The 23,132-nt window shown below is 70.1% G+C and carries 23 protein-coding genes; 9 read left to right on the top strand and 14 right to left on the bottom strand.

The window, feature by feature from the left end; genetic code table 11:
* Window positions 1-73: 73 nt before the first annotated feature.
* Window positions 74-1,240: an L-rhamnose isomerase gene (gene rhaI, locus EAO79_RS02180; protein ID WP_201299329.1), complete on the bottom strand. Its 1,167-nt coding sequence runs from the start codon at window positions 1,238-1,240 to the stop codon at window positions 74-76.
* A gap of 82 nt (window positions 1,241-1,322) precedes the next feature.
* Entirely contained in the window at window positions 1,323-1,682 is a 360-nt protein-coding gene (locus tag EAO79_RS02175; protein WP_164486874.1) for an L-rhamnose mutarotase, read from the bottom strand.
* Window positions 1,683-1,899: 217 nt separating this feature from the next.
* Between EAO79_RS02175 and EAO79_RS02170 the strand changes: the two genes are divergently transcribed.
* Window positions 1,900-3,192 carry an MFS transporter gene (locus EAO79_RS02170; protein ID WP_124767620.1) on the top strand — a complete coding sequence of 431 codons (1,293 nt, stop codon included), beginning with the start codon at window positions 1,900-1,902 and terminating at the stop codon, window positions 3,190-3,192.
* An 18-nt stretch (window positions 3,193-3,210) separates the two neighbouring features.
* Here EAO79_RS02170 and EAO79_RS02165 read toward each other — a convergent pair whose 3' ends face one another.
* Window positions 3,211-4,080, bottom strand: a complete 870-nt coding sequence (locus EAO79_RS02165; RefSeq protein WP_124767619.1) for an NAD-dependent epimerase/dehydratase family protein — start codon at window positions 4,078-4,080, stop codon at window positions 3,211-3,213.
* A 39-nt stretch (window positions 4,081-4,119) separates the two neighbouring features.
* On the opposite strand from EAO79_RS02165, the gene EAO79_RS02160 reads away from it, so the two are divergent.
* Window positions 4,120-4,728 (top strand): DNA alkylation repair protein, encoded by a 609-nt coding sequence (locus EAO79_RS02160; protein ID WP_124767618.1) that lies wholly within the window; start codon window positions 4,120-4,122, stop codon window positions 4,726-4,728.
* An 85-nt stretch (window positions 4,729-4,813) separates the two neighbouring features.
* On the opposite strand, the gene EAO79_RS02155 is transcribed toward EAO79_RS02160, so the two are convergent.
* From EAO79_RS02155 to EAO79_RS02145, 3 genes are all read right to left on the bottom strand, one after another.
* Window positions 4,814-6,256: an L-fucose/L-arabinose isomerase family protein gene (locus EAO79_RS02155; protein ID WP_124767617.1), complete on the bottom strand. Its 1,443-nt coding sequence runs from the start codon at window positions 6,254-6,256 to the stop codon at window positions 4,814-4,816.
* A 100-nt stretch (window positions 6,257-6,356) separates the two neighbouring features.
* Window positions 6,357-7,391 (bottom strand): LacI family DNA-binding transcriptional regulator, encoded by a 1,035-nt coding sequence (locus EAO79_RS02150; RefSeq protein ID WP_124767616.1) that lies wholly within the window; start codon window positions 7,389-7,391, stop codon window positions 6,357-6,359.
* 130 nt (window positions 7,392-7,521) lie between these two features.
* Complete coding sequence (locus EAO79_RS02145; RefSeq protein WP_124767615.1) at window positions 7,522-8,451, bottom strand: aldo/keto reductase family oxidoreductase; 930 nt, start codon at window positions 8,449-8,451, stop codon at window positions 7,522-7,524.
* A gap of 48 nt (window positions 8,452-8,499) precedes the next feature.
* On the opposite strand from EAO79_RS02145, the gene EAO79_RS02140 reads away from it, so the two are divergent.
* On the top strand, window positions 8,500-8,928 hold the full coding sequence (locus EAO79_RS02140; protein WP_124767614.1) for a PLD nuclease N-terminal domain-containing protein: 429 nt from the start codon (window positions 8,500-8,502) through the stop codon (window positions 8,926-8,928).
* 90 nt (window positions 8,929-9,018) lie between these two features.
* On the opposite strand, the gene rhaS is transcribed toward EAO79_RS02140, so the two are convergent.
* From rhaS to EAO79_RS02120, 4 genes are all read right to left on the bottom strand, one after another.
* The gene (rhaS, locus tag EAO79_RS02135) at window positions 9,019-10,080 is read right to left on the bottom strand and encodes a rhamnose ABC transporter substrate-binding protein (protein WP_085514253.1); all 1,062 of its coding nucleotides are present in this window, start codon (window positions 10,078-10,080) and stop codon (window positions 9,019-9,021) included.
* 70 nt (window positions 10,081-10,150) lie between these two features.
* The gene (locus EAO79_RS02130; protein WP_124767613.1) at window positions 10,151-11,251 is read right to left on the bottom strand and encodes an ABC transporter permease; all 1,101 of its coding nucleotides are present in this window, start codon (window positions 11,249-11,251) and stop codon (window positions 10,151-10,153) included.
* Window positions 11,244-12,299, bottom strand: a complete 1,056-nt coding sequence (locus tag EAO79_RS02125; RefSeq protein WP_124767612.1) for an ABC transporter permease — start codon at window positions 12,297-12,299, stop codon at window positions 11,244-11,246. Before EAO79_RS02125 ends, EAO79_RS02130 begins: the two co-directional genes overlap by 8 nt.
* Complete coding sequence (locus tag EAO79_RS02120) at window positions 12,296-13,849, bottom strand: sugar ABC transporter ATP-binding protein (RefSeq protein WP_079706410.1); 1,554 nt, start codon at window positions 13,847-13,849, stop codon at window positions 12,296-12,298. The genes EAO79_RS02125 and EAO79_RS02120 overlap by 4 nt, the downstream gene beginning before the upstream one ends.
* 197 nt (window positions 13,850-14,046) lie before the next feature.
* Between EAO79_RS02120 and EAO79_RS02115 the strand changes: the two genes are divergently transcribed.
* The 3 genes from EAO79_RS02115 to EAO79_RS02105 all read left to right on the top strand — a co-directional run bounded on the left by EAO79_RS02115 (window position 14,047) and on the right by EAO79_RS02105 (window position 17,498).
* Window positions 14,047-14,751: a response regulator transcription factor gene (locus tag EAO79_RS02115; protein WP_079706411.1), complete on the top strand. Its 705-nt coding sequence runs from the start codon at window positions 14,047-14,049 to the stop codon at window positions 14,749-14,751.
* Window positions 14,752-14,755: 4 nt separating this feature from the next.
* A complete protein-coding gene (locus EAO79_RS02110) occupies window positions 14,756-16,189 on the top strand; it encodes a HAMP domain-containing sensor histidine kinase (RefSeq protein ID WP_124767611.1) in 1,434 nt (477 codons plus the stop codon).
* Window positions 16,190-16,466: 277 nt separating this feature from the next.
* The gene (locus EAO79_RS02105; RefSeq protein ID WP_124767610.1) at window positions 16,467-17,498 is read left to right on the top strand and encodes a LacI family DNA-binding transcriptional regulator; all 1,032 of its coding nucleotides are present in this window, start codon (window positions 16,467-16,469) and stop codon (window positions 17,496-17,498) included.
* 18 nt (window positions 17,499-17,516) lie between these two features.
* On the opposite strand, the gene EAO79_RS02100 is transcribed toward EAO79_RS02105, so the two are convergent.
* Window positions 17,517-17,948 (bottom strand): type II toxin-antitoxin system VapC family toxin, encoded by a 432-nt coding sequence (locus EAO79_RS02100; protein ID WP_124767609.1) that lies wholly within the window; start codon window positions 17,946-17,948, stop codon window positions 17,517-17,519.
* The gene (locus tag EAO79_RS02095) at window positions 17,945-18,271 is read right to left on the bottom strand and encodes a hypothetical protein (RefSeq protein WP_201299325.1); all 327 of its coding nucleotides are present in this window, start codon (window positions 18,269-18,271) and stop codon (window positions 17,945-17,947) included. The genes EAO79_RS02100 and EAO79_RS02095 overlap by 4 nt, the downstream gene beginning before the upstream one ends.
* 319 nt (window positions 18,272-18,590) lie before the next feature.
* On the opposite strand from EAO79_RS02095, the gene EAO79_RS02090 reads away from it, so the two are divergent.
* Together EAO79_RS02090 and EAO79_RS02085 are read left to right on the top strand one after the other, a co-directional pair.
* On the top strand, window positions 18,591-19,454 hold the full coding sequence (locus EAO79_RS02090) for a C40 family peptidase (RefSeq protein WP_164486873.1): 864 nt from the start codon (window positions 18,591-18,593) through the stop codon (window positions 19,452-19,454).
* A 134-nt stretch (window positions 19,455-19,588) separates the two neighbouring features.
* Window positions 19,589-21,001 (top strand): carboxylesterase family protein, encoded by a 1,413-nt coding sequence (locus EAO79_RS02085; protein ID WP_124767607.1) that lies wholly within the window; start codon window positions 19,589-19,591, stop codon window positions 20,999-21,001.
* Here the strand turns inward: EAO79_RS02085 and EAO79_RS02080 are convergent.
* Window positions 20,985-21,581: a TetR/AcrR family transcriptional regulator gene (locus EAO79_RS02080; protein ID WP_124767606.1), complete on the bottom strand. Its 597-nt coding sequence runs from the start codon at window positions 21,579-21,581 to the stop codon at window positions 20,985-20,987. The genes EAO79_RS02085 and EAO79_RS02080 overlap by 17 nt on opposite strands.
* A gap of 44 nt (window positions 21,582-21,625) precedes the next feature.
* Here EAO79_RS02080 and EAO79_RS02075 point away from each other — a divergent pair, with 44 nt between their 5' ends.
* Complete coding sequence (locus tag EAO79_RS02075) at window positions 21,626-21,991, top strand: DUF952 domain-containing protein (RefSeq protein ID WP_124767605.1); 366 nt, start codon at window positions 21,626-21,628, stop codon at window positions 21,989-21,991.
* Window positions 21,992-22,101: 110 nt separating this feature from the next.
* Here the strand turns inward: EAO79_RS02075 and EAO79_RS02070 are convergent, their stop codons facing one another.
* Entirely contained in the window at window positions 22,102-23,115 is a 1,014-nt protein-coding gene (locus EAO79_RS02070) for an LLM class flavin-dependent oxidoreductase (RefSeq protein WP_159876141.1), read from the bottom strand.
* Window positions 23,116-23,132: the final 17 nt, after the last annotated feature.

Below are 23,132 nucleotides of genomic sequence, written 5' to 3'. Positions count from 1 at the left end.
CGCGTCCTGAGTTGTGAACGTCCGAAGCCCCGCGACCGGGATGGTCGCGGGGCTTCCTCGTGTTCGGGTGTGCCTACGCGCCCCAGCTCGCCTGGGTCCCGCCGACGCGCTCCTCGGCGATCTGCTGCTGGTAGCCCGAGGCCAGGTAGGCGCCGAACGGGTCGGCCGGCAGACCGCGGCTCTCGCGCCAGGCGGCGAGCGGTCCGCGGACGTCGGTGTAGAACGCGTCCATGAGGATGCCGTTCGCGCCGAGGACGTCACCGGCCTCCTGCGCCGCGGTCAGTGCGTCGCGGTCGACGAGCAGTGCGCGCGCGGTCATCTCCTGCACGTTCAGCACCGAGCGGATCTGCCCGGGGATCTTGTCCTCCACGTTGTGGCACTGGTCGAGCATGAACGCGACCGGCGAGTCGTCGTCGAGGCCGCCGCCGCGGACGACCTCATAGAGGATCCGGAACAGCTGGAACGGGTCGGCTGCACCCACGATGAGGTCGTCGTCGGCGTAGAAGCGCGAGTTGAAGTCGAACGAGCCGAGCTTCCCGAGGCGCAGGAGCTGGGCGACGATGAACTCGATGTTCGTGCCAGGCGCGTGGTGGCCGGTGTCGAGGCAGACGAGGGCCTGGTCGCCGAGCTGGGCCACCTGGGCGTAGGACGTTCCCCAGTCGGGGACGTCGGTGTGATAGAACGCCGGCTCGAAGAACTTGTACTCGAGCACGAGTCGCTGCTCCTCGCCGAGGCGGGCGTAGATCTGCTGGAGCGAGTCGGCCAGGCGGTCCTGCCGTCCGCGGATGTCCTGCTGGCCCGGGTAGTTGCTGCCGTCGGCGAGCCAGATCTTGAGGTCCTGCGAGCCGGTCGCGTGCATGACGTCGATGCAGGCGAAGTGGTGGTCGATCGCCTTCTGACGGATCACCGGGTTGCTGTGGGTCAGGCTGCCGAACTTGTAGTCCTCATCCTGGAAGGTGTTCGAGTTGATCGTGCCGAGCGCGACGCCGTGGTCCTCGGCGTAGCGACGGAGTGCGCTGAAGTCGTCCACGAGGTCCCACGGGATGTGGAGTGCGACCTTCGGCGCGAGGGCCGTGAACTCGTGCACCTTGGCGGCGTCGGCGATCTTCTCCTCCGGCGTCCGCGGGGTGCCGGGCGTCGTGAACACCTTGAAGCGGGTGCCGGAGTTGCCGAACGCCCAGGAGGGGAGTTCGATGGCCTGCTTCTCGAGCAGCGGGGTGATGGTGTCGAAACTGGTCATGGTCACTTCTCTGTGCGTGTTCCGGTGGTCTGGGGCGCGCTCACGGCGCTGGTTGCAGCATACGTGAATCGTTTCAATGTCGCTACTCGTGGAGGGTCGCGAGCTGGTCCTCGAGGTGGAACACCTCGGTGAGCTGGAGGAAGCCCTGGTCCGGCGGGAGGTCGAGGTCGACGAAGAACTCACCCATCTCGGCCTGCCAGCGCGCGTTGACCTCGGTCTCGGCCATGCCGGCCTGGGCTGCTTCGAGGGATGCCGTCTCGAAGTACCCGATGAGGAGGCCGTCGTCGCGGACGAAGAGCGAGTAGTTGTGCCAGCCCGTGTCGGCGAGGGCTTGCAGCATGTCCGGCCAGACGGCGGCATGGCGTTCGCGGTACTCCGCAAGGCGTTCGGGTTTGACCTGGAGCTGGAAGCACACGCGGTGCAGGGGTCGGGCACTCGTCATCGAGGCGTACCTTTCGGTTCGGTGTCACGGACACTCTGAATCGATTCAGAGGATCGCAAGCAGCGTATCCGGGCGATCGGCCGCGGGTCAACGGACCGACTGCCCGGATGTCTGAAGGTCTGGACAGGGTGCATCGACCGTTCGACGGTCAGGGCGCGCCCGTCGTCCGCGCCGATCACCCCTGGACACCTCGGAGCGAACTCCCTAGCGTGGACCCATGGCTGCCGATGACGCGCCACCCGATGCACCCACGATCGACGGTTCCGACGGTTCGGAGGAGACGACCGTCGCCTCGGAGAGCCCGCGCTGGCGTCGCGACGTCGCGGTGTTCCTGTCCGGACAGACGGTCTCGCTGTTCGGCTCGATGCTCGTGCAGTACGCGATCATGTGGCACCTCACGCTCGAGACGAAGTCCGGAGTCGTGCTCGCGTTCGCCGCCGTCGCGGGGTTCCTGCCGCAGGCGATCGTGTCGATCTTCGGCGGGGTGTGGGCCGACCGCATGAACCGCAAACTGCTCATCATCGCGGCCGACGGCTCGATCGCCATCACGACCCTCGCGCTCGCGATCTTCCTCATCAACGGCGCCGCCGACCTCTGGCTCATCTTCCTCACGCTCGCGATCCGCTCGGTCGGCGCGGGCATCCAGATGCCGGCGGTCTCCGCGCTCATCCCGCAGATCACGCCGACCGACAAGCTCATGCGGGTCAACGGCATCAACGGATCCATCCAGTCGGCGATGATGCTCGTCGCCCCGGCTGCGGCCGGCGCGCTGTACGCGAGTGCGTCGCTCGTCGCGATCTTCTTCGTCGACGTCGTCACGGCCGCCATCGGGATCGGGCTGCTGCTGCTCGTACCGGTGCGGACGCTCGTGCGGTCGGGCGAGCGCCCCGGCTACTTCGCCGACCTCACCGAGGGCGTGCGCTACGTCTGGCACCACGGCTTCGTGCGCTGGCTGCTCATCCTCTTCGCGATCGTGTTCCTGCTGGTCGTCGCGCCGTCCTACCTCACGCCGCTCATGATCGCCCGCACCTTCGGCGACGAGGTCTGGATGCTCACCGTGAACGAACTCGCCTTCAGCGTCGGCATGGTCGGCGGCGGAGCGATCATCGCGATCTGGGGCGGCACCAAGAACCGCGTGCTCCTCATCGTCGGGTCCTCGGTGGTGTTCGGGGCGCTGTCCATCGGGCTCGGACTCTCGACCAACCTCTGGGTCTTCTTCGGCTTCATGTTCCTGCTCGGGATCGCTGTGCCGTTCTTCTCGACGACGTCGATGACCCTGCTGCAGGAGCGCGTCCAACCGGAGCGGCAGGGTCGCGTGTTCGGCTTCGTCGGCATCGTCATGGCGGTGTCGATGCCCCTCGGGATGATCGTGTTCGGACCGCTCGCCGACGTCGTGTCCGTCGAACTGCTCCTCGTCGTCGCCGGTGTGCTCACCTTCGTGGTGCTCGCCGTCGCCGTGCTCGTACCGTCCGGGCGACGGGCGATGGCCGAGGTGACGAAGCAGCCGTGATCCGCTCCGGTCGTCCGATCAGGGGAGCTGCGCCGAGTAGCCCTCGCGGTAGGTGGGGTAATGGTAGGTGAATCCGGTGTCGCGGAGGGCGGCTGCCATGATGCGCTTGCCGCGGTGCGGTTCTTCCGGGGTGCGACCGGCGTCGTCGAGCGTCGGGGGAGCGACGCCGAGTCGATCGGCGAGGAAGTCGGCCACCGTCGACAGCAGGACCGGCTCCTCGTCGATGCCCGCCACGACCGGCGGGAGTGATGCCGCCGACAGGTCGAGCAGGTGCACGATCACACCCGCGGCGTCGTCGCGGTGGATGCGATTGGTCCAGCCGGAGGGCCGGGTGACACGGCCGTCGCGGACCTGGTCGACGAACATCGTGGACGTCGGACCGTAGAGGCCGCCGAAGCGGATGGCGCTCGCCTCGGGCACGGCGGCGAGGACGGCCTCCTCGGCTGCGAGCAGGGCGCGCGCGGTGCCGGTGGTCGGGACGGCCGGCGTGGTGTCGTCGATCCTCTCCCCGCCGTCCTCGCCCCACACCGCGGTCGACGACACGAACAGGATGCGCGGCGGGGTGCCGGGGAGTGCGGCGACCGCGCTCACGAGATGCCCGACACCGTCGCGGTAGAGGGCGTCATAGGCCTCGACCGAGCGTGCCCGCGGCGCAAGGGCCACCACGATCGCCGTCGTGTCCGCAGGAAGGTCGGGGGCGGAGGTCGTGATGTCGCGGAGCTGGAGGGTGAAGCGCCCCTTGACCGACTCGCGCGCCGGGTTCGGCTCAGGGATCGGGTTCGACTCGGGCGCCGTGCGCTTCACGCCGACGACGTCCTCGCCTCGGGCCAGGAGCCTCCCGGCGACGTCCGAGCCGAGCTGTCCGAGTCCCACGATCACGACGGTCATCGCTCCACCGTACCCGGCGCCAGGGGTGAGAATGGTGGGATGAGTGCTGCGGGGGAGTTCATCGACGCGGCGCTCCAATACGAGGGCGACGGCTACCGCGCAGCGGACGTCGCCGAGCGGCTCGGCGACGGGCTCCGGTCCTACGGTTCATCCGTCGGGGCCGTGCGCGGGACCGTGCGCGACGCCCTCCGGAAGTTCCGCGGACTGGAGCACGACGAGCTGGCAGCCCTCGCCTCGGAGCTGTGGGCCGTGCCGGTCTTCGAGCGTCGGCTCGCCGCGATCGTCCTCCTGCAGTCGAGCGTCGCGGTACTCAGGCACACCGACCTGACGAGGATCGAAGGCTTCGTCCGCGCCGGTCGGGTTCCCCAGCTCGCCGACCCGCTGGCCACCGACGTCATCGGACCGCTCCTGGAACGCCTCGACGGGACGGCCCGAGCCAAGGCCGAGACCGTCCTCGACCGGTGGATGCAGGACGAGCCCTGGTTGCGACGGGCGGCACTACTCGCCCCGATCCGCGAGCTCGGTGCGGGTGGTGGCGATGTCGATCGTGCCACCCGTCGGCTCGCCGTCGCCCTGGCCGGGTTGCAGCGGCCGGCGCCGATCGCCGTCGTCGAGCCCGCTGTGGAGCGTCTTCGCGCCGTGCTCTGATCCGTCCGGTCGCGACTGCCCTTCGACAGGCTCAGGGACCGGGTTGGGCTCAGGGGCCGGGTTGGGTTCAGGGGCCGACGGCGCCTCATACCTGGCGGAAGTCGATCCCCAGCAGGCTCGCCGCAGCCCGGTAGTCCGCCGCCCGGTGTCCGAGCGACAGCGACCAGTGGTGACCGATACCGGTCGCGCTCCACTCGTCCACCCAGACACCCGGGTCACGCCCGAAGTCGACACGGCTCGTCGTGTTGCCGATCGCGAGCAGCGGGCCGGGGACGACCTCGCCCTCCGACGCGACGAAGGCGAGCGAGCCGTCGCGGTCCTGCCCCAACCCGAGCAGCGTGACCGGCCCATGCCGCACGTCGAACTCGACGCTCACACCCCACCCGCGCTTGCCGTGATAGACCCCGAGCCCGCGCAGCAGCGGGTCGCGGGAGCTGACGGCGAGGTGCGCCGGTCCGTCGTGTCCCATCTCGACGACCTCGTCCTCGAAGTCCAGCGCCTGGATCTCGCAGAACGACCCACCGGCGCCGACGACCTGGGTCGCGAGCTGTGCGACCGTCGTCCGCAGCTCGTACTCGCCGGTCGTGGGGATGCCGCGAGCGGTGAGGAGGGACGCGCCGAGGATCATGCCGGCGCCGAGTCGCTCGTGCTGTTCGCCGTCGCGACCGCGGTGGTAGTAGGCGAGACTGTCGAGCGCGAACTCGTCGACGAGCCGGTCGAGCCCGACCGACACCTTCGCTCCCCACGCGAAGTCGTCCTCGACCACCGTGTCGTCGAGGGTGAAGATCTCCCTGGCGAGGGCCATGCGGTCGGCGACCTCGGCGTCGGTCACGTCGTCGACGAGGACGCGGAGGTCGTCGAACTCCACGACCTCGACGTGCGAGCCGAAGGTGGTCGGCAGCAGGGTGAGGTCGGTGGAGACGTCGAGCATGCCGGGGTAGACGTGGCCCATGAGGCCGTGACGGGCGTGACGGAGGGCTGCGCGGACGTGCGCCGCCCGGATCCACTGCGAGATCCGATCCCACGCCGACTCCTGACGCAGCCAGCCCGACACCGAGCGGAACGGGATGCCCGCCCGACGGAAGACGTTGCCGACCTCGGGTACCGGGCACTGCCCGCAGTAGGCGAGCCAGGCGCCGGTGTCGAAGCTCGCGTGGTCCATCCGCTCGGTCGGCTGCAGGTCGATGACGAGGACCGGGGTGTTCGCGCGCCGGGCGATCGGCAGGACCATCGAGGAGGTGAGGTAGGTGGTGAGGAACAGGACGATGAGGTCGCAGTCGCCCTGTCGGAGCTGTTCCGCCGCGGCGTCGCCCTCCTGCGCGTCCGAGATGAAGCCGACGTCGACGACCTCGGCGTCCATCTGCTGGAAGCGTTCCGAGACGTACCGGGCCGACGCCTGGAGCTGGGGGAGCAACTCCGGGAACTGCGGCCAGTAGGTGCCGAGGCCGCCGGCGACGAGGCCGATGCGGGGCTTCCGCCGTGCCTTCGGGGTGAGGAGCGGGTGGACGGCTGCTGCAGTGTGGGTCATCGTCGATCCTTGGTGGGTGCGGGTACGGGGATATTTAATCGATTAAATACTGGTGACGACTGTACCCGGGCGTCACCGCCGCGTCCAGCCTCGCCGCTGCTCAGGCCGGCAGGGGAGCGGACTCGCGGACGACGAGATGCGGCTCGAGCGTCCGGGTGACGTGCTCGTGCGCAGCGCGGTCGGCGCCCAGCTCGGCCAGGAGGATCTCGACGGCCACGCGCCCGAGTTCGTCCTTCGGCTGCTCGACCGTGGTGAGCGGCACCCGCCCGTCGGCCGCGAGCGCGAGATCGCCGTAGCCGACCACCGACACCTCATCAGGCACCGCGAGACCACCGTCGTTCAACCCCCTGATGACGCCGAGCGCGAGCTGGTCGTTCGTGCAGAACACGCCGGTCGGACGCGGTGTCTCGGCCGCGATCCGACGGCCCGCGATGCGCCCTGAGTCGACGGTCATCTCGTCCACGGTGACCTCGCGGAGGTCGTCGGGGTCGAGACCGGCCGCGATGAACGCGTTCCGGGCACCCTCGCGTCGATCGGCGCACTGCGGGATCGCCAGGTCGCCGTTCACGAGCACGATCGACCTATCGGACGCCGGGGCGGGACTGGCGAGCAGGTGGGCGACCGCCAGCTCCCCGCCGTGCACGTCGTCGATCGCGACGGAGCAGCCGGTGCCCTCGGGGGCGGTGCGGTCCATGAGCACGAGGCGGCTGCCGACCCGTCGCAGCTGGGCCAGTCGGGAGGCGTCGGCCGTCAGCGGAGCGACGAGCGCACCGGCCGCCCGATGCTCGGCGAGCATCTCGAAGTGCCGGAGTTCGAGGTCCGGATCGTCATGGCTCACGCAGAGCGCGACCGTGTAGCCGTGTTCGGCCGCGGCCTCGGTGACCCCGCGGGCGATCGCCGAGTAGAACGGGTTCGCGATGTCGGGGATGACGAGACCGATGAGCCGGTTCGTGCCCTGCCGCAGGGTGGCGGCGGCACGGTTGGGGACGAAGTCGAGTTCCTCGATCGCGGCGAGCACGCGCTCGCGGGTGGCGGGGGCGACGATCTCGGGGCGGTTGAGCGTGTTGGAGACGGTCGCGTTCGAGACGCCGGCGAGTCTGGCGACGGCGGCGAACCCGATGTCGTGCTTCGCCATGCTGCCCTCCGATTCCACTCCGAGCGTACCCGGCGCGACCCTCGTCCCGTTCTCAGGACTCCTCCGGTGTGGTGGGGCGATCTCCGCCCGACACGCCGCGGAAGTCCTGAGAACGGGACGGAGGCGACCGCTACGGGAGGGTGTGGCCCGCGGCGGTGAAGAGGCGGTACCACTCCTCGCGCGACAGCGTCACGTCGGAACCTGCGGCCGCTTCCTGGACGCGCGACGGCTTGGTGGTGCCGAGCACGACCTGGATGTTCGCGGGGTGCCGGGTGATCCACGCGGTCGCGATGCCGGACGGCGTCACGCCGTGTGCGGCAGCGAGCTCGTCGAGCACGTCGTTCAGCTCCGCGTAGTGCTCGCGGTCGCCGATGAAGACGCCCGTGAAGAAGCCGGCCTGGAACGGCGACCACGCCTGCAGGGTCATGCCGGTCAGGCGGCTGTAGTCGAGCATTCCGTTGTCGCGGTCGATCGACTGGTCGAGGCCGGCCATGTTCGCGGCGACGCCGGACGCGATGATCGGGGCGTGGGTGATGCTCAGCTGCACCTGGTTGACGATGAGCGGCTGCTCGACGGAGCCCTTCAGCAGCTCGACCTGCGCCGGTGTGTGGTTCGAGACGCCGAAGTTCCGGACCTTGCCAGCGGCCTGCAGGGTGTCGAACGCCGACGCGACCTCTTCCGGCTCGACGAGGCTGTCGGGACGGTGCAGGAGCAGGAGGTCGAGGTAGTCCGTCTTGAGGGCGGCGAGCGACTCGTCGACGGTGCGGAGGATGTGGTCCTCCGAGAAGTCGAAGAAGCCCTTGCGGATGCCGACCTTCGACTGGATGAGCACCTGCTCGCGCTCGGCGGCGGTGAGGGTGACGGCGTCGCCGAAGCGACGCTCGCACCCGTGACGCTCCGAGCCGTAGATGTCGGCGTGGTCGAACACGGTGACGCCGGCGTCTCGTGCGGTGTGGAACAGGGTGCGGATGGCCTCGTCGTCGAGGGCCTCGATCCGCATGAGGCCGAGGACGATGCTGGACGCGGTCAGGTCGGTCTGGGGCAGGGGGATGGTCTTCATCCGACCATCCTGGCCGAACCCACCGGTGGTCTGCCTAGGATTGACGACATGTTCGTGTTGTCGTTGCTGCTCATCGTCCTCACGATCATCGCGCTCATCGACGTGGTGGGGCAGCCCGAGCCCGTCGTGCGCAACCTGCCCAAGATCGTGTGGGTGCTGCTCATCGTCTTCATCCCGCTCATCGGCGTCGCCCTGTGGTTCCTGCTCGGCAAGGACTGGTCGACGAGCCGGATCAAGCTCCCCGAACGCCGGGGCCGGAAGCAGTCGCGGACGTCCGGCTCGTGGGGTTCGGGTCGAGGGTCCTCGTCGACCGCGACGCCCTCGCCGTCGCAGCCCGACCGCGCCGTCAGCAGCACGGAGGAGCAGCTCGCCGCCCTCGAGCGCGAGATCCAGGCCGCCGAGGACGCCGAGCGTATCCGCAAGCTCGAGCTGGAGATGAAGCGCGCCGATCCTGACGCCGACGACAAACTGCCCTGACTCAGGAGTCCGTCGGCGCGTCGACCGGGTGTGGTCGCGGCACGCCGAGGAGTTCCTGAGACAGGGCAGTCGGGTGTGACTGGGTGACTCCTAGAAGTCGTACTTGTCGATGTTCGACGCGTCGAAGGTGGTCGGCGGGCCGACGATGACGGTGCCGTCGGCGCCGACCTCGCGCTCACCGAGGTCGCCGGCCTCGAAGGTGTCGCCCTCCTTGCCGGTGATCGTGCCCTCCGCCAGTGCCTTGCCGGCGAACGCTGCGACGTAGCCGAGCTGAGCCGGGTCCCACAGCGCGAACGCGGTGACGGTGCCGTCCTTCACGAACGGACGCATCTCGTTCGGGAGGCCGAGGCCGGTCAGTGCGACCTTGCCCTTGTACTCCGAGGTGGAGAGGTAGCGGGCGGTCGCGGCGATGCCGACCGTCGTGGGCGAGATGATGCCCTTGAGGTTCGGGTGCGCCTGGAGCAGACCCTGGGCCTCCTGGAACGACTTCGTGTCGTCGTCGTCACCGTAGACCTTGGCGACGAGCTTGATGTCCTTGTAGTCCGGGTTGGAGGCGAGCTCCTCCTCCATGTACTTGATCCACTCGTTCTGGTTCGTCGCGTTGGCCGTGGCCGAGAGGATCGCGATCTCGCCCGAGCCGCCGATCTGCTCCGAGATGAGCTTCGTCTGGATCAGGGCGACGTCCTTGGCGACGACCTGGGAGATGAAGACGTCGCGGCAGTCCTTGCTGGTGTCGGAGTCGAACGCGACGATCTTCGCGCCGCCGTCACGGGCCTCCTTGAGGGCGGGGCAGACGGCGTCGGGGTCGTTCGCCGCGATGACGATGACGTTCGTGCCGGCCTGGGTCTCGGCGTTGATGAACGACACCTGGCTGGACGCGCTCGCCTCGAGCGGGCCGACGACCTCGGTGGCGCTGAAGCCGGCCGCCTTCGCGCCGTCCTTGCCGCCGCCGAGCACGACGTCCGTGTACGGGTTGTTGAGCTGCTTGGGGATGAAGGTGATGCTCTCCGCGGCACCGCCGCCACCACCTGATCCCGCGGAGTCGCCGGTGGCGCACCCCGTCGCGATGAGGGCGAGGGAGGCTGCTGCGGCGATGAGGGCCGCTGCGCGACGGGCCGAACGGCCTGCTGCGCGGTTTCGAATCGACTGCATTGTCTGTTCCTTTCTGGATACGCCTGGTGCTGTGGCGTGGGGTGCCCCGAGGGCTGCGCCGATCGGGAGATCAGTGCTGGGGCAGGCTGCGTCGGATCCGTCGGTGGTGGTTCCACTGCTTGACGGATTCGAAGATACTGGGGCCGACCACCGAGGCGATCAGCAGGGTCCCGGTCACGATGATGAGGACGACGTCGGAGACGCGGCCGAGTCGGAGCGCGTAGTTGATGGTGCCGATGAGCAGCACACCCGCGACGACACCCGGGATGGACCCCTTGCCGCCGAAGATCGAGACGCCGCCGAGGAGCACGGCCGCGATGACGGCGAGTTCGAGCCCGGAGGCGTTGTCGCTGCGGGCGCTCGAGTAGCGGAGCGTCCAGAACACCCCCGCGAGGGCGGAGACACCGCCGGTCGCGACGTAGAGCCAGAACTTCGAGCGGGCGACCTTGATGCCGACGAAGCTCGCGGCCTCCGTGCTGTACCCGAGCGCGTACAGCCCGCGGCCGAAGGGGGTCAGGTGCAGGATGACCCCGAAGGCGAGCACGACGACGAGGACCCCGACCATGACCACGGGGATGCCGGTCGAGCCGATCTTCGACGTGAAGAACGCGGTGAGCTCGGGCGGGAAGTTGGCGACCGCGTTGTCGCCGATGACGACGAGCGCGAGGCCGCGGAACAGCGCGAGCGTGCCGATCGTCACCGCGAGCGACGGGAGTCCGACCACCGCGATGAGGAAGCCGTTGAACGCGCCGGCGACGACTCCGACGAGCAGCCCGATGAGGAGGACGACCCCGATGTCCATCCCGCCGCCGGCCCACAGCACACCGATGACGGCGCTCGTGAGGCCCGCGGTGCTCGCGACGGACAGGTCGATCTCGCCCGTGATGATGACGAGCGTCATCGGCATCGCGATGAGGAGGATCGGTATGACGTCGAGGAGGAGGAAGCCCACGGTGACGGGGGAGGCGAACCGCGGGATGAGCAGGCAGGCGCCGATGACGACGACGAGCAGCGCGTAGATCATGATCGCGTCGCGACCGAGGAGGATGCGCGAGGCACCGGTGCGGCCCTTCGGTTCGGCCACGAGCACGCCGGTGGTGTCGGTGCCGAGCGGGCCGGAGCCCTTGGTGAACGGAGCCTTCGGGGCTGCCGGGGTCTTCAGATCAGACATCGCGTGCCTCGCTCATTCGCAGTTTCTTGGCCGTACGGAGGCTGGCGACGCGGTCGATGATGATCGCGGCCAGGATGAGGATGCCCACGATCGCCTGTTGCCAGAACTTGTCGACGCGCAGGGCGGTGAGGGCGCTCGTGATGGTGGTGAGGAGGATCGCGCCGATAGCGGCCCCGGCGACCGAGCCGCTGCCGCCGAAGATCGCGACACCACCGACCACGGCCGCCGCGACGACGTCGAGCTCCATACCGGACCCGGTGGTCGCGCCGACCGAGTTGAAGCGCGAGGCGTAGAGCACACCGGCGAGTCCGGCGAGCAGGCCGTTCGCCAGGAAGGCGAGGAAGACGCGGCGGCCGACCGGGATGCCGAACAGCTTCGCGGCGTCGGGGTCCGACCCGATCGCGTAGAGGTCGCGGCCGGAACGGGCGCCGGCCATGTAGACGGCGACGACGACCACGACGAGGATCGCGATGAGGGTGATGACCGGGAAGCCGAGGACGGTGTCGACGGACAGGTTCCCGAACGCGTCGGGTCGGTCGTCCGCGAAGTACTGCGTGCCACCGGCCCACGCGTTGTTCAGGCCTCGGTAGATGTAGAGCGTGCCCAGGGTGATGACGAGGGCGGGGACCTTCGCGATCGTGACGAGCGCACCGTTGATCGCGCCGAGCACCGCACCGAGTAGCATCGCGATGGCGAACACCGCGATGATCGGCAGCTGCGGCATCGTCGCGAACATCGTGCCGGTCGCGAAGGCCACGAGCCCCAGGATCGAGCCGACGGACAGGTCGACGTTGCGGGTGATGATGACGAGCGCCTGACCGACGGCGAGGATGATCATGATCGTCGCGTTGAGGAGGAGGTCCTTCACCCCCTGTGCCGACAGGAACAGCGGGTTCGCGAGGTAGGTCACGAGCACGAGCACGACGAGGGCGACGGTGACCGGGAGCTCCCGGAGTCGCACGATCGACGCGATCGGGTTCGTCGTGCGCTCGGTCGCGACGGTGACGGGGCCGCCGCCTCCCGGCTTGGTGGTGGTGGTGTCGGTCATCGTGCGCCTTCCAGGGAACCGGTGGCCGCGTGCATCACGGTCTCCGGGGTCGCTTCTTCGCGGGTGAGCTCGGCGGTGATCCGGCCCTCGTGCATGACGAGGACGCGGTCGGCCATGCCGAGGACCTCGGGCAGTTCGGAGGAGATCATGAGGATCGCGATGCCGCGGCCGGCGAGTTCGGAGATGAGGCGGTGCACCTCGCTCTTCGTGCCGACGTCGATGCCGCGGGTGGGCTCGTCGACGATGAGGAAGGTCGGCTCGGTGGCGAGCCACTTCGCGAGGACGACCTTCTGCTGGTTGCCGCCGGAGAGGGTGGAGACCGCGTACTCCTGCGAGCCGGTCTTCACCTGGAGGCGGGCCGACCACTCCTCGGCCGCCTCGCGTTCGCGGCGGCCGGAGATGATCCCGAACCGCGCGAGCCGGTGGCGGAGGGTGAGGGTCGCGTTGCGGGCGACCGACAGGTCCATCACGAGCCCCTGCTTGCGACGGTCCTCCGGGACGAAGCCCATGCCGGCGTCGATCGCGGCCTGCGGGTCGCCGGCCTTCACCGGCTTGCCGTCGAGCGTGACGCGTCCGGTGTCGTAGGGGTCGATGCCGAAGACGGCGCGGGCTACCTCGGTGCGCCCGGCGCCGACGAGTCCCGCGAGGGCGACGATCTCACCCGAGCGCACCGTGAACGAGATGTCGGAGAAGACGCCGGCGCGCGACAGCCCGTCGACGGTGAGGACCGCGTCGCCGATCTCCGCGTCCTGCTTGGGGAAGAGGGCGGCGATGTCGCGACCGACCATCTGCCGGACGATCGCGTCGACGGAGGTCTCGTTCGTGACGTGCGTGGCGATGTAGCGGCCGTCGCGCATGACCGTGATGCGGTCGCACAGCGCGAAGACCTCCTCGAAGCGGTGGGAGATGAACATGATGCCGGCGCCCGCGTCGCGCAGGGAGCGGGCGACCTGGAAGAGGCGGTCGACCTCGACGCCGGAGAGCGCGGCGGTCGGTTCGTCCATGATGAGGACTTTGGCGTCGAGCGAGATGGCCTTCGCGATCTCGATGATCTGCTGGTCGGCGATCGACAGGCCCTCGGCGACGCGGTCGGGGTCGATCTGGACGCCGAGGCGGTCGAACAGGGCGCGGGCGGCCTTCCGCATGGCGCCAGTGCTGATGAGTCCGAGGCCGTTCTTCGGCTGGCGGCCGATGAAGATGTTCTCGGCGACGGTGAGGTCGGGGAACAGGGTCGGCTCCTGGTAGATCACGGAGATGCCCGCGGCCTTGCTGTCGGCGACGCCGCGGAAGGCGACGGGCTTCCCGGCGAGGGTGAAGTCGCCGGCATCTGGGGTGTAGAGCCCGGCGAGGATCTTCACGAGCGTGGACTTCCCGGCGCCGTTCTCGCCGACGAGCGCGTGGATCTCGCCGGCCTCGATCTGGATGGTGCCGTCGGCCAGGGCGACGACGGGGCCGAAGGTCTTGGCGGCTCCGATGAGGGAGAGCGCCGGCTGGGCGCTGCGCCCGGCAGGTTCGGTGCGCGCCGGTTGCGCTGGATGGTCGATCGTCATTGAGGGTCCGTTCCTCCACGGTGAGGGGCTCGCTCCCGGCGGGATGTGAATCGATTCAGGGTCGGGAGCACCTGCACTGTATGGCCGTCGGATCGCGGGCGGCAAGGCGAAGCGGTCGTTCCTGACAGGACCTTCAGAAACGGCGCCCCGGTCGGCTCGCCTAGGCTGTGGATGCTCGATGGCGAAGGAGGACGACCGTGCGGATCCTCGTCGTCGATGACGAACGCGAGATGGCTGGCCTCCTCTCCCGCGGTCTCGGGTCGGACGGCCACGACGTGACGACGGCGTTCGACGGCCCGACCGCACTGGACCTCGCGCGGCAGGCGATCGCGCCGGTGTCCGGTGGCGACGCGGGCTTCCAGGTCGCGGTGGTCGACGTCATGCTCCCCGGGCTCTCCGGATTCGCCGTCTGCCGCGAGCTCAAAGGCCTCGACCCGACGCTCGCGGTGATCCTGCTCACGGCGCGCGACGCCGTGGACGACCGGGTCCGCGGGCTCGACGCCGGAGCCGACGACTACATGATCAAGCCGTTCGCCTTCGCCGAGCTCGCCGCCCGGATCCGCGCGGTCCGGCGTCGGGACGCGCTCACCGTGCAGCCCCGCTTGGACGTCGGTGGGCTGACGCTCGACCTGCACCGGCACCGGGCACGCGTCGGCGACCACGACGTGCCGCTGAGCGGGACCGAGTTCGACGTCCTCCGGGTGCTCGCGACCGATCCGGGCGTCGTCGTCTCCCGGGCGGCCATGCTGCGGGAGGTCTGGGAGACCTTCGACAACATCGACCCGAACGTCGTCGACCAGTACATCAGCCGCCTCCGTCGCAAACTCGACCTGGCGGAGGCTGGCGTCCGCATCGTGACGAGCCGCGGCGTGGGGTTCTCGCTCGTCGCCGCAGGGAGCTGAGGGCGTGTCGTCGGACCGTCGTCGCTCGACGCGGCACCACGGCATCCGCACGCGGATCGCCGGGGGCAGTCTGCTCATCGCCGTCGTCGTGTCGCTCTTCGCCGGGCTCGCGATCAACGCCCAGCTGGAGCGCATCGTCCGCGACGGCACCGTCCAGGCGCTCCGCAGTGACGGCGCACAATACGTGTTCGCGCTGCAGGCGAGACCCGACGACCCGCTCCAGGGGCCCGGCCTCGGCACCCGCATCGCGGTCATCGCCCCCGACGGCTCCATCCCGGTCTTCAGCCTGCCGACGACGCTCGCCGCGCAACTCCCGGCGCTCGCCGCGACGCGGGAGGTCACCACCGTCGACGCCGGTTCAGCCACCTACATCCTGTTGTCACAGCCCGTGACCGTCGGTGGCGACACCTGGTACGTCATCGCCGGACGCGACGAGGCCGAGGAGACGACCGTCCTCGTCCAGATGCGCCTCCTCCTCGTCGGGTCCTTCGCGCTCCTCGTCCTCGGTGTGGCGGCCGGCGGGTGGATCCTGACGACGGTGTCGCTCCGGCCCGTCACCAGGCTCCGGGTGAGCGCGCAGAGCCTCAGCGAACGGTCGACGGACGAGGTGCTGCCGGTCGGCCGTGCGGACGACGAGATCGCGCAGCTCGCGATCACCCTCAACGACCTCATCGAGCGGCTGCGGGCCTCGGCGGACCGCGAACGACAGCTCGTGTCCGACGCGAGTCACGAGCTCCGCACGCCGCTCGCGATCCTCCGCACCCAGCTCGAACTCGCGCGTCTCGAGGACTCGTCGCGTGAGCAACTGCTCGCCGACATCGAGGGGGCGGAGCGCAGTGCGACGCGGCTGTCGGCGCTCGTCACCTCGCTGCTCGAGCTGTCCCGCATCGAGGCGGCGACGCCGGAGGAGCGGACGAGCGCGGCCAGGTTGGAGGCCGACGTGCTCGAGGCGGTCGAGCGCGCGCGGTTCCGGGTCGCCTCGGACGACGCGCTGGCCGGGATCGAGGTCGAATACGTGAGCGCGATCGCTGAGAGCGGGCCGGGGGAGGGTGCGGCGGTGTACGCCGTGCGCGCCGACGATGTCGGTCGGGTCGTCGACAACCTCGCGGGGAACGCGCTGCAGGCCTTCACCGAGCGCGGGGGTGCTCCGCGCCGGGTGTCGGTCATGCTCGACGACGACGGCGGTCAGCTCACGCTGCGGGTGTCGGACAACGCCGGAGGGCTCGACCCGGCCTTCGAACCGCGAGCGCTCGAGCGGTTCAGCCGGTCGGACGCGACGCGGTCCTCCGGGCACGGTTCCGGGCTCGGGCTCGCGATCGTCGCCGCCATCGCGCGCAACGCGGGTGGGGCGATCGTGCTGCACAACCGACCCGGCCACGGTCTCGAGGTCGTCGTCACCCTGCCCGCCGCGTCGGCTCTGCCGGTCGATCCCGCCTGATCGTCGCCCCGTTCTCAGGAGTCGCCCGGTGTGTCGGGGGCGGGCGGGGCGCCGCGCCCGGGAACTCCTGAGTTGGGGACGGCGGCGGGTGGATGGCCCGTTCTCAGGACTCGCCCGGTGTGTCGGGTTGGGGTGGGTGCGGCGCGCCGGGGAACTCCTGAGTTGGGGACGGCGACGACCGGGGCAGCCGACTGCGCGGGCGCGATGAGTCACTGCGTGCAACAATGAGCCAGCCCGTCCGGCGTCGCCTGACGGGTCCGACAGGCGAAGGGGAGCCGTGAGCGCGAGCGTGAAGGACGTCGCGGCGAGAGCCGGCGTCTCGGTCGGGACCGTCTCCAACGTGCTGAACCGCCCCGAGAAGGTCTCGCCCGTCACCGTCGACCGCGTCCACGCGGCGATCGACGAGCTCGGCTTCGTGCGGAACGACGCGGCCCGTCAGCTCCGGGCCGGCCGCAGCCGCAGTGTCGGCCTCGTCGTGCTCGACGTCGGCAACCCGTTCTTCACCGACGTCGCCCGCGGTGCCGAGGACCGAGCCGATGCGGAGGGGTGGTCGGTCCTGCTCGGAAACAGCGACGAGAGCATCGACCGCGAGCGCGCCTACCTCGACCTCTTCGAGGAGCAGCGGGTCGCCGGCGTCCTGATCACCCCGCTCGGCGACGACCTCACCCGGCTCAGCCGACTGCGCGACCGCGGGACACCGACGGTGCTCGTCGACCGGCAGACCGAGGACACGAGCTTCTCATCGGTCGCCGTCGACGACGTCGCGGGCGGGCGACTCGCCGTCGAGCACCTCATCGGACTCGGTCGGCGTCGTATCGCGGTCGTGGGTGGTCCGTCCTCGCTCCGGCAGGTCGTCGACCGGCTCGCCGGTGCGCGTCAGGCGGTCGATGCAGCCCCGGCCGGTGGTGCCGAGGTCACCCTCGAGGTCGTGGAGACCACCGCGTTGACGGTGCTGCAGGGCCGTTCCGCGGGTGAGGCCATCCGGAACCGTCCTCGTGACGAGTGGCCCGACGGGGTGTTCGCGGCCAACGACCTCCTCGCGATGGGGGTCCTGCAGGCGTTCAGCATGCTCGGTTCGGTGCGCGTGCCGGACGACATCGCCCTGATCGGGTACGACGACATCGACTTCGCGTCGGCGGCGGTCGTCCCGCTGTCGTCGATCCGTCAGCCGAGCGCGCTCATCGGCCACACCGCCGTCGAGCTCCTGCTCCGTGAGGCGGACGCGGGCGCTCGACGCGTGCCCGAGCAGATCGTCTTCCAGCCGGAACTCGTCGTCCGGCAGTCGACGGTCGGCGTCGACCCGTCCTGAGGCGGGTGCCGCCCTGCGTCATGCCAGGTGGTCGGGGACCCACGGGTCGATGAGGTGGAGGCCGACACCGGCGAAGTCGCGCGTGTTCCGCGTCGCGAGAGCGGCGTTGGAGGATCTCGCGATGGCCGCGATGATCGCATCCTGGGGTCCGATGGGGTTGCCGGAGCGGCGTCGCGTCGTCATGAGCTCCGCGTAGTCGAGCGCGGCTTCCGCAGAGAAGGGGAGGACGCGTCCTGCGAAGTCGGCGTCGAGCACGGTCGCTACGGCCCCGACGAGCGCCGATCGGCGAGCGCCTGCAGGGAGGCGCAGGGCTCCTTCGAGGAGCTCGGCAGCGGTCATCGTGGTGAGGTGGAGGTCGGCCTCGTCCTGCCGGTCGAGCCACCGGGCAACCGTGGGGTCGGGCCGTGGCCTGAACAGTTCGGAGACGACGTTCGTGTCGAGGATGATCACCTCGGGGCCGGGTCGTCCGCGTCGGCGCTCGCGGCATCGTCGAACGGATTCGGTCGGGTGGTCGTGGTGCGGTCGGGCAGTTCGATGACGAGTTCACCGTCGAGGTGGAGGTCGACGAAGCGCTGATGGATACGCTCCGCCAGGCCTGGTCGGTCGCTGTCGGCGGCCGAGGTGGCGCGGAGATCCTCAGCCGTCGTCGTCCTGACGGCCGCGGCGAGGATCGCCCGGATCTCCGCCTCCATCGAGCGTCCGTGCAAGGCGCCGAGCTGTTGCAGACCGCGTTTCGTGTCCTCATCGAGATTCCGGACGGTCACCGTGGGCATGTCGTCACCTCTCGCAGGAATGGAGTGCTAGCACGATGCTAGCAAATCGGTGATTCGGGCTTCATCGGTCCTCCACAGGCCGCGCCAAGCGGAGGATCCTCTCAGGGACGTCCACGTAGGGTGGCCGTTTCGCCTCCCTCGGATCGGGCAACCGGTCGACCGCGGTCATCGAGGGGCGGCTCTGCCGAGGCGATGCTGCACCCACCGAGCATGAACCGAGCGCGCCCCCGACGCGACCGAGACCCAGGACGGTACCCCGTACATGACCAGCACCACCCCTGCGCGCGCCCTTGAGCGCCGCGACTCGAACACTCCGGCCGTGACCCCCGCCCGGACCGGCGGCCGCCACGTGGCCCTCAGCCCACGAGCCGCCCGTCGCGCGGCTCGACTCGAGGACGCCAGCTGGACCGCCTCCGCCGAGGAGGAGCGACGCCACGTCGACCTCGTGCCCACCAAGCGGCCCTCGGCCCCACGCGCCAAGAGCTCGTTCGCGAAGCGCGCCAAGCCGTTCGCCACGTTCGGCGTGATGACGCTCGCCACCGGGCTCTTCGTGTCGGTGTCGCTGCCGGCGGCCGCTGCGGGCGTCGACGTCGATGCGGCGACCGGTGGCGCGATCCCGTCTGCAGCGACGATGCAGTCGGTGTCGTACTCCGTGCCGTCGACCGCAGCCGATGTGCCCTTCGTGCGCGACGGCTACGGCGCGACCAGCCAGGAGGAGGTCGACGCCGCCTCGGCCGCCGCTGCAGCTGCCGCAGCCGAGGCGGCCGCGAGTGCATCCGCCGCCTCCTCGTCGTCCGCGTCGGCTTCGGCGGGACGAACCTACGCGGCTCCAGCCGTCGCCCGATCCGGCGAGGCGATCCTCGCCTACGCGGCGCAGTTCGTCGGCGTCGTCCCCTATGGCAACGGCAACGACCCGTCCGACAGCTTCGCCTGCGACGGCTACGTGCAGTACGTCTTCGGGGCGTTCGGTGTGTCACTGCCCCGCGGCGCCGGTGCGCAGGCCGCGTCGGGCGTGCAGATCTCGGCGTCGGAGGCCGTCGCCGGTGACCTGCTCTACTGGCCGGAAGGTCACATCGCGATCTACGACGGCGCGGGCGGCATGTACGACTCTCCCGACTGGGGTCGCTACGTCCAGCACCGTCTGTCGATCTGGGGCGACCCGGTCTACATCCGCATCCCGTAGACGGTTTCCCCGTCCACAACTCCTGCTCGACCGGCCCTCGGTCGGCAGCTCGGCCCGGTTCGGGCTGCCGTGTCTTCGGTGTGAGCCCGTCGGGCAGGAGTTGTGCGCAGGCCGCTCGGGGATAGCGTGGACAGATGACCGAGTTGCACGCGAGCCCGACCTCCGACGCGCCAGGTGCGGAGTCCTCTGCGACCCCACCGCCGACGGACGCACGTGCCTTCGAGACCTCCCTCGGCACGATCCTCGGTCGGGTCGACGGCGCGGTGGTCCGGGCTCGCGGCATCCCGTACGCCCGCGCGGGACGCTTCGAGGTGCCGGTGCCGACCGGTCTTCCCGTCGGCGCCGACGGCGATCCGGTGCCGTTCCGGGCCTTCGAGCGGGCGCCGGCCTCACCGCAGCGTTCCTCCCGGGTGCTCGAGGCCGTCCTCGAGGGTGCTGGTGAGGGGATGGTCGACTCGGAGGACTGTCAGGCGCTCTCGATCACGGTCCCTGCCGACATGCGCCCGGACGAGTCGCTGCCGGTGATGGTGTGGATCCACGGCGGGGCCTACGTCACGGGTGCCGGCGACCTCGACGTCTACGATCCGATCAGCCTGGTCGTCGAGCAGCGGGTCATCGTGGTGTCGGTCACGTACCGGCTCGGGATCCTCGGCTTCCTCGGTGACGGCGAGACGCTGCCGGCGAACCTCGGCCTGCTGGACCTCGTCCTTGCGCTCCGGTGGGTCCACGAGCACATCGCTGCGTTCGGCGGCGACCCGGGGTCGGTCACGCTCTTCGGGCAGTCGGCGGGCGGCGATGCGATCGCGCACCTCATGATCAGCGACGGCACCGCGGGGCTCTTCCAGCGCGCCATCGTCCAGAGCGCGCCGCTCGGCATCAGCAGTGGTCGGGCGAAGATGGCGAGCGCGATGATGCGGGCGGCCGGCAGCCCGACGCGGGACACCCCGGTGGTCGAGTTACTCGCGCTCGAAGAGCAGGTGGAGCGGGCGGCGCGACGGTTCGGACTGCGTGGCGGCATGGCGTTCGGCACCCAGTACGGTCACGCGCCGCTCCCGGCGGAGGCCGACCGCGACGCCGCCTGGCGTGAGGCGGCGTCGCGCATCGACGTGCTCATCGGCTCGACGACGGAGGAGACTCGGCTGTACGTGCCGCTCATCCCGGCCTTCGCCCGCATGACCTCGATGCCGCTCGTCGGTGATCCGATCCGGCGGGCGCTCGTCGGCGCGACGACGCACGTGACCTATACGCGCGACGCCCGGAAGTTCGTCGAACGGCATCGGGCGTCGGGCGGTCGGGCCACGCGGTACGAGCTCAGCTGGGCGCCGCCCGGCAGTCCCTACGGGGCGTCGCACGTGACGGACCTGCCTCTGCTCCTCGGCACCGAACGGTCGTGGAGCCGGACGGCGCTCATCGGCTCGGCGACGTGGGCCGAGGTCGACCGTCGTGGCCGCTTCCTGCGTCAGATGTGGGCCGATTTCGCGCGTGACGGGGTTCTGGCCGCAGACGCGACCGCGGGCCTGAGTGACGTGGTCACGCTCGACCGCTGAGCGTGGCCGGGTGCGTGGACTCTTCGTCGGCGACCAGCGCCAAGCACGCGCGGGCGTGCGCTCGTGCTTCGGCCGGCGTCGGTGCAGCGGACAAGCCGAGCAGCCTGCGTCGATGCGGTTCGCCGAGGAGCAGGGTGTAGAGCTGTTCCGCCCGCTCGCCGACGTGGTCGGCGAGGAACGCGATCGAGCGGGCCGGGCCGGCGGCGTAGAAGCCGGCGGCGACCTCGGGGAAGCGCGGAGACTCCGCGATCACGAGCCGGTGCAGCGCGATCGAGACGTCCGAATGCAGCGCGATGACGAGTCGGGTGGCCGCGTCCTCGAGGGGTTCGGCTTCGGAGCCTGGCTCGTCTGCCGCGAGGAGATACCCGTGCTGCCGTTCGACCGCCGCCGTCAGCATGCCGGCGAGATCGCCGAACCAGGTGTAGATCGTCCGCTTCGTCACGCCCGCGTCGGCGGCGATCGCCTCGATCGTCGTCCCGCCGTACCCGTGCCCGGTGAACCGGCGGATGGCGGCGTCGAGGATCGCGTCGCGCCGTCGGTCACGTTCGGCTGCCGTCGGGCGACCACGTCTCGATTCCATGCTCTAATGATACGGTAGCGTCTCATTAAATGGAGAGGGTGGAGATGACGAAGATCCTGCATGTCGCGATCGTCGACGATTGGGAGGCCAGTCGGCCGTTCGGCGAGTACGAGGTGTCGACGCGAGCCGTGCCGTTCGTCGACGCCGGTTTCGTCCATGCGACGACTGCTGACCGACTGCCCGAGGTGCTCGAGCGGGTGTACGGGTCGCTCCAACTGCCGCTCGTGCTCATCGTGCTCGACGTGGAGGAGCTCCATGCAGCGGGGCTCCAGGTCACCTGGGCTCCGACGCCGCGCGTCATCGCCCCGCTCCCGACCGCCGGCCCGGCGATCACCGCCGAGCTCCCGCTTGAGCGCGATGCGGCCGGCGCGTGGCAGGTGCCCGCGGCGCTCGCCGAGCTGTTGGGCTGAGTCTGGCGACCACAACTCCTGCGGACGGTTCGCCGCCGACCGTGAGGGCAGCGCCTGGAGCGCATGTCAACCTGCAGACGGGCGATCAGCGGGAGTTGTGATCCCTGCGGCTACCCCAGCGCCGGTTTGATGTCCTTGACGATCGACTCCAGGATGCGTGCGTTGAACTCGACGCCGAGCTGGTTCGGGACGGTGACGAGGACGGTGTCGGCCGCCTGCACGGCTGCGTCCTTCGCGAGCTCTGCGGCGATGACGTCGGGCTCGCCGATGAAGCTGCGGCCGAAGCGCGCGAGCCCGCCGTCGAGGTGTCCGACCTGGTCCTTCGAGTCGGCCTGGGCGCGCAACCCGAAGTAGCGGCGCGTCTCATCGTCGATGAGCGGCAGGATACTGCGGCTCACGGAGACCCGGGGCTGCCACTCGTGACCGGCTTCGGTCCAGGCGTCGCGGAACATCTGGATCTGCTCCGCCTGCAGTTCGTCGAACGGCACCCCGGTGTCCTCGGTGAGGAGCGTCGACGACATGAGGTTCATGCCCTGCTCCGCCGTCCACACCGCGGTGGACCGCGAACCGGCACCCCACCAGATGCGCTCACCGAGCTCCGGGGACTGCGGCTGGATCGCGAGCAGACCGTTGGTCCCCGTCATCTGCGGGTTGGCGCGAGCCACACCCGCGCCCGCGATGGCCGCACGGAACACCTCGGTGTGCGAGCGGGCGATGTCCGCGTCGGTCTCGTCGTCGCCCGGCACGTAACCGAACGATTCTGACCCGCGGAGGGCTGTTTCGGGTGATCCCCGGCTCACGCCGAGCTGCAGTCGCCCGTCGCTGATGAGGTCGGTGGCCGCCGCCTCCTCGGCCATGTAGAGCGGGTTCTCGTACCGCATGTCGATGACACCGGTGCCGAGTTCGATCGTCGAGGTCTTCGCCGCCATCGCCGCCAGGAGCGGGAACGGCGACGCGAGCTGTCGGGCGAAGTGGTGCACGCGCACGTACGCGCCGTCGACACCGACCTCCTCCGCCGCGACCGCGAGGTCGATGCTCTGCAGCAGTGCGTCACGCCCGGTGCGCACGCTCGAGCCCGGAACGTCTTGCCAGTGTCCGAAGGACAGGAACCCGATCTTCTTCACGCTGACTACAGCGTCGC

It is taken from the genome of Plantibacter sp. PA-3-X8, assembly GCF_003856975.1.
GTDB lineage: Bacteria > Actinomycetota > Actinomycetes > Actinomycetales > Microbacteriaceae > Plantibacter > Plantibacter auratus.
This window is presented reverse-complemented; position numbering and strand designations above follow the sequence as displayed.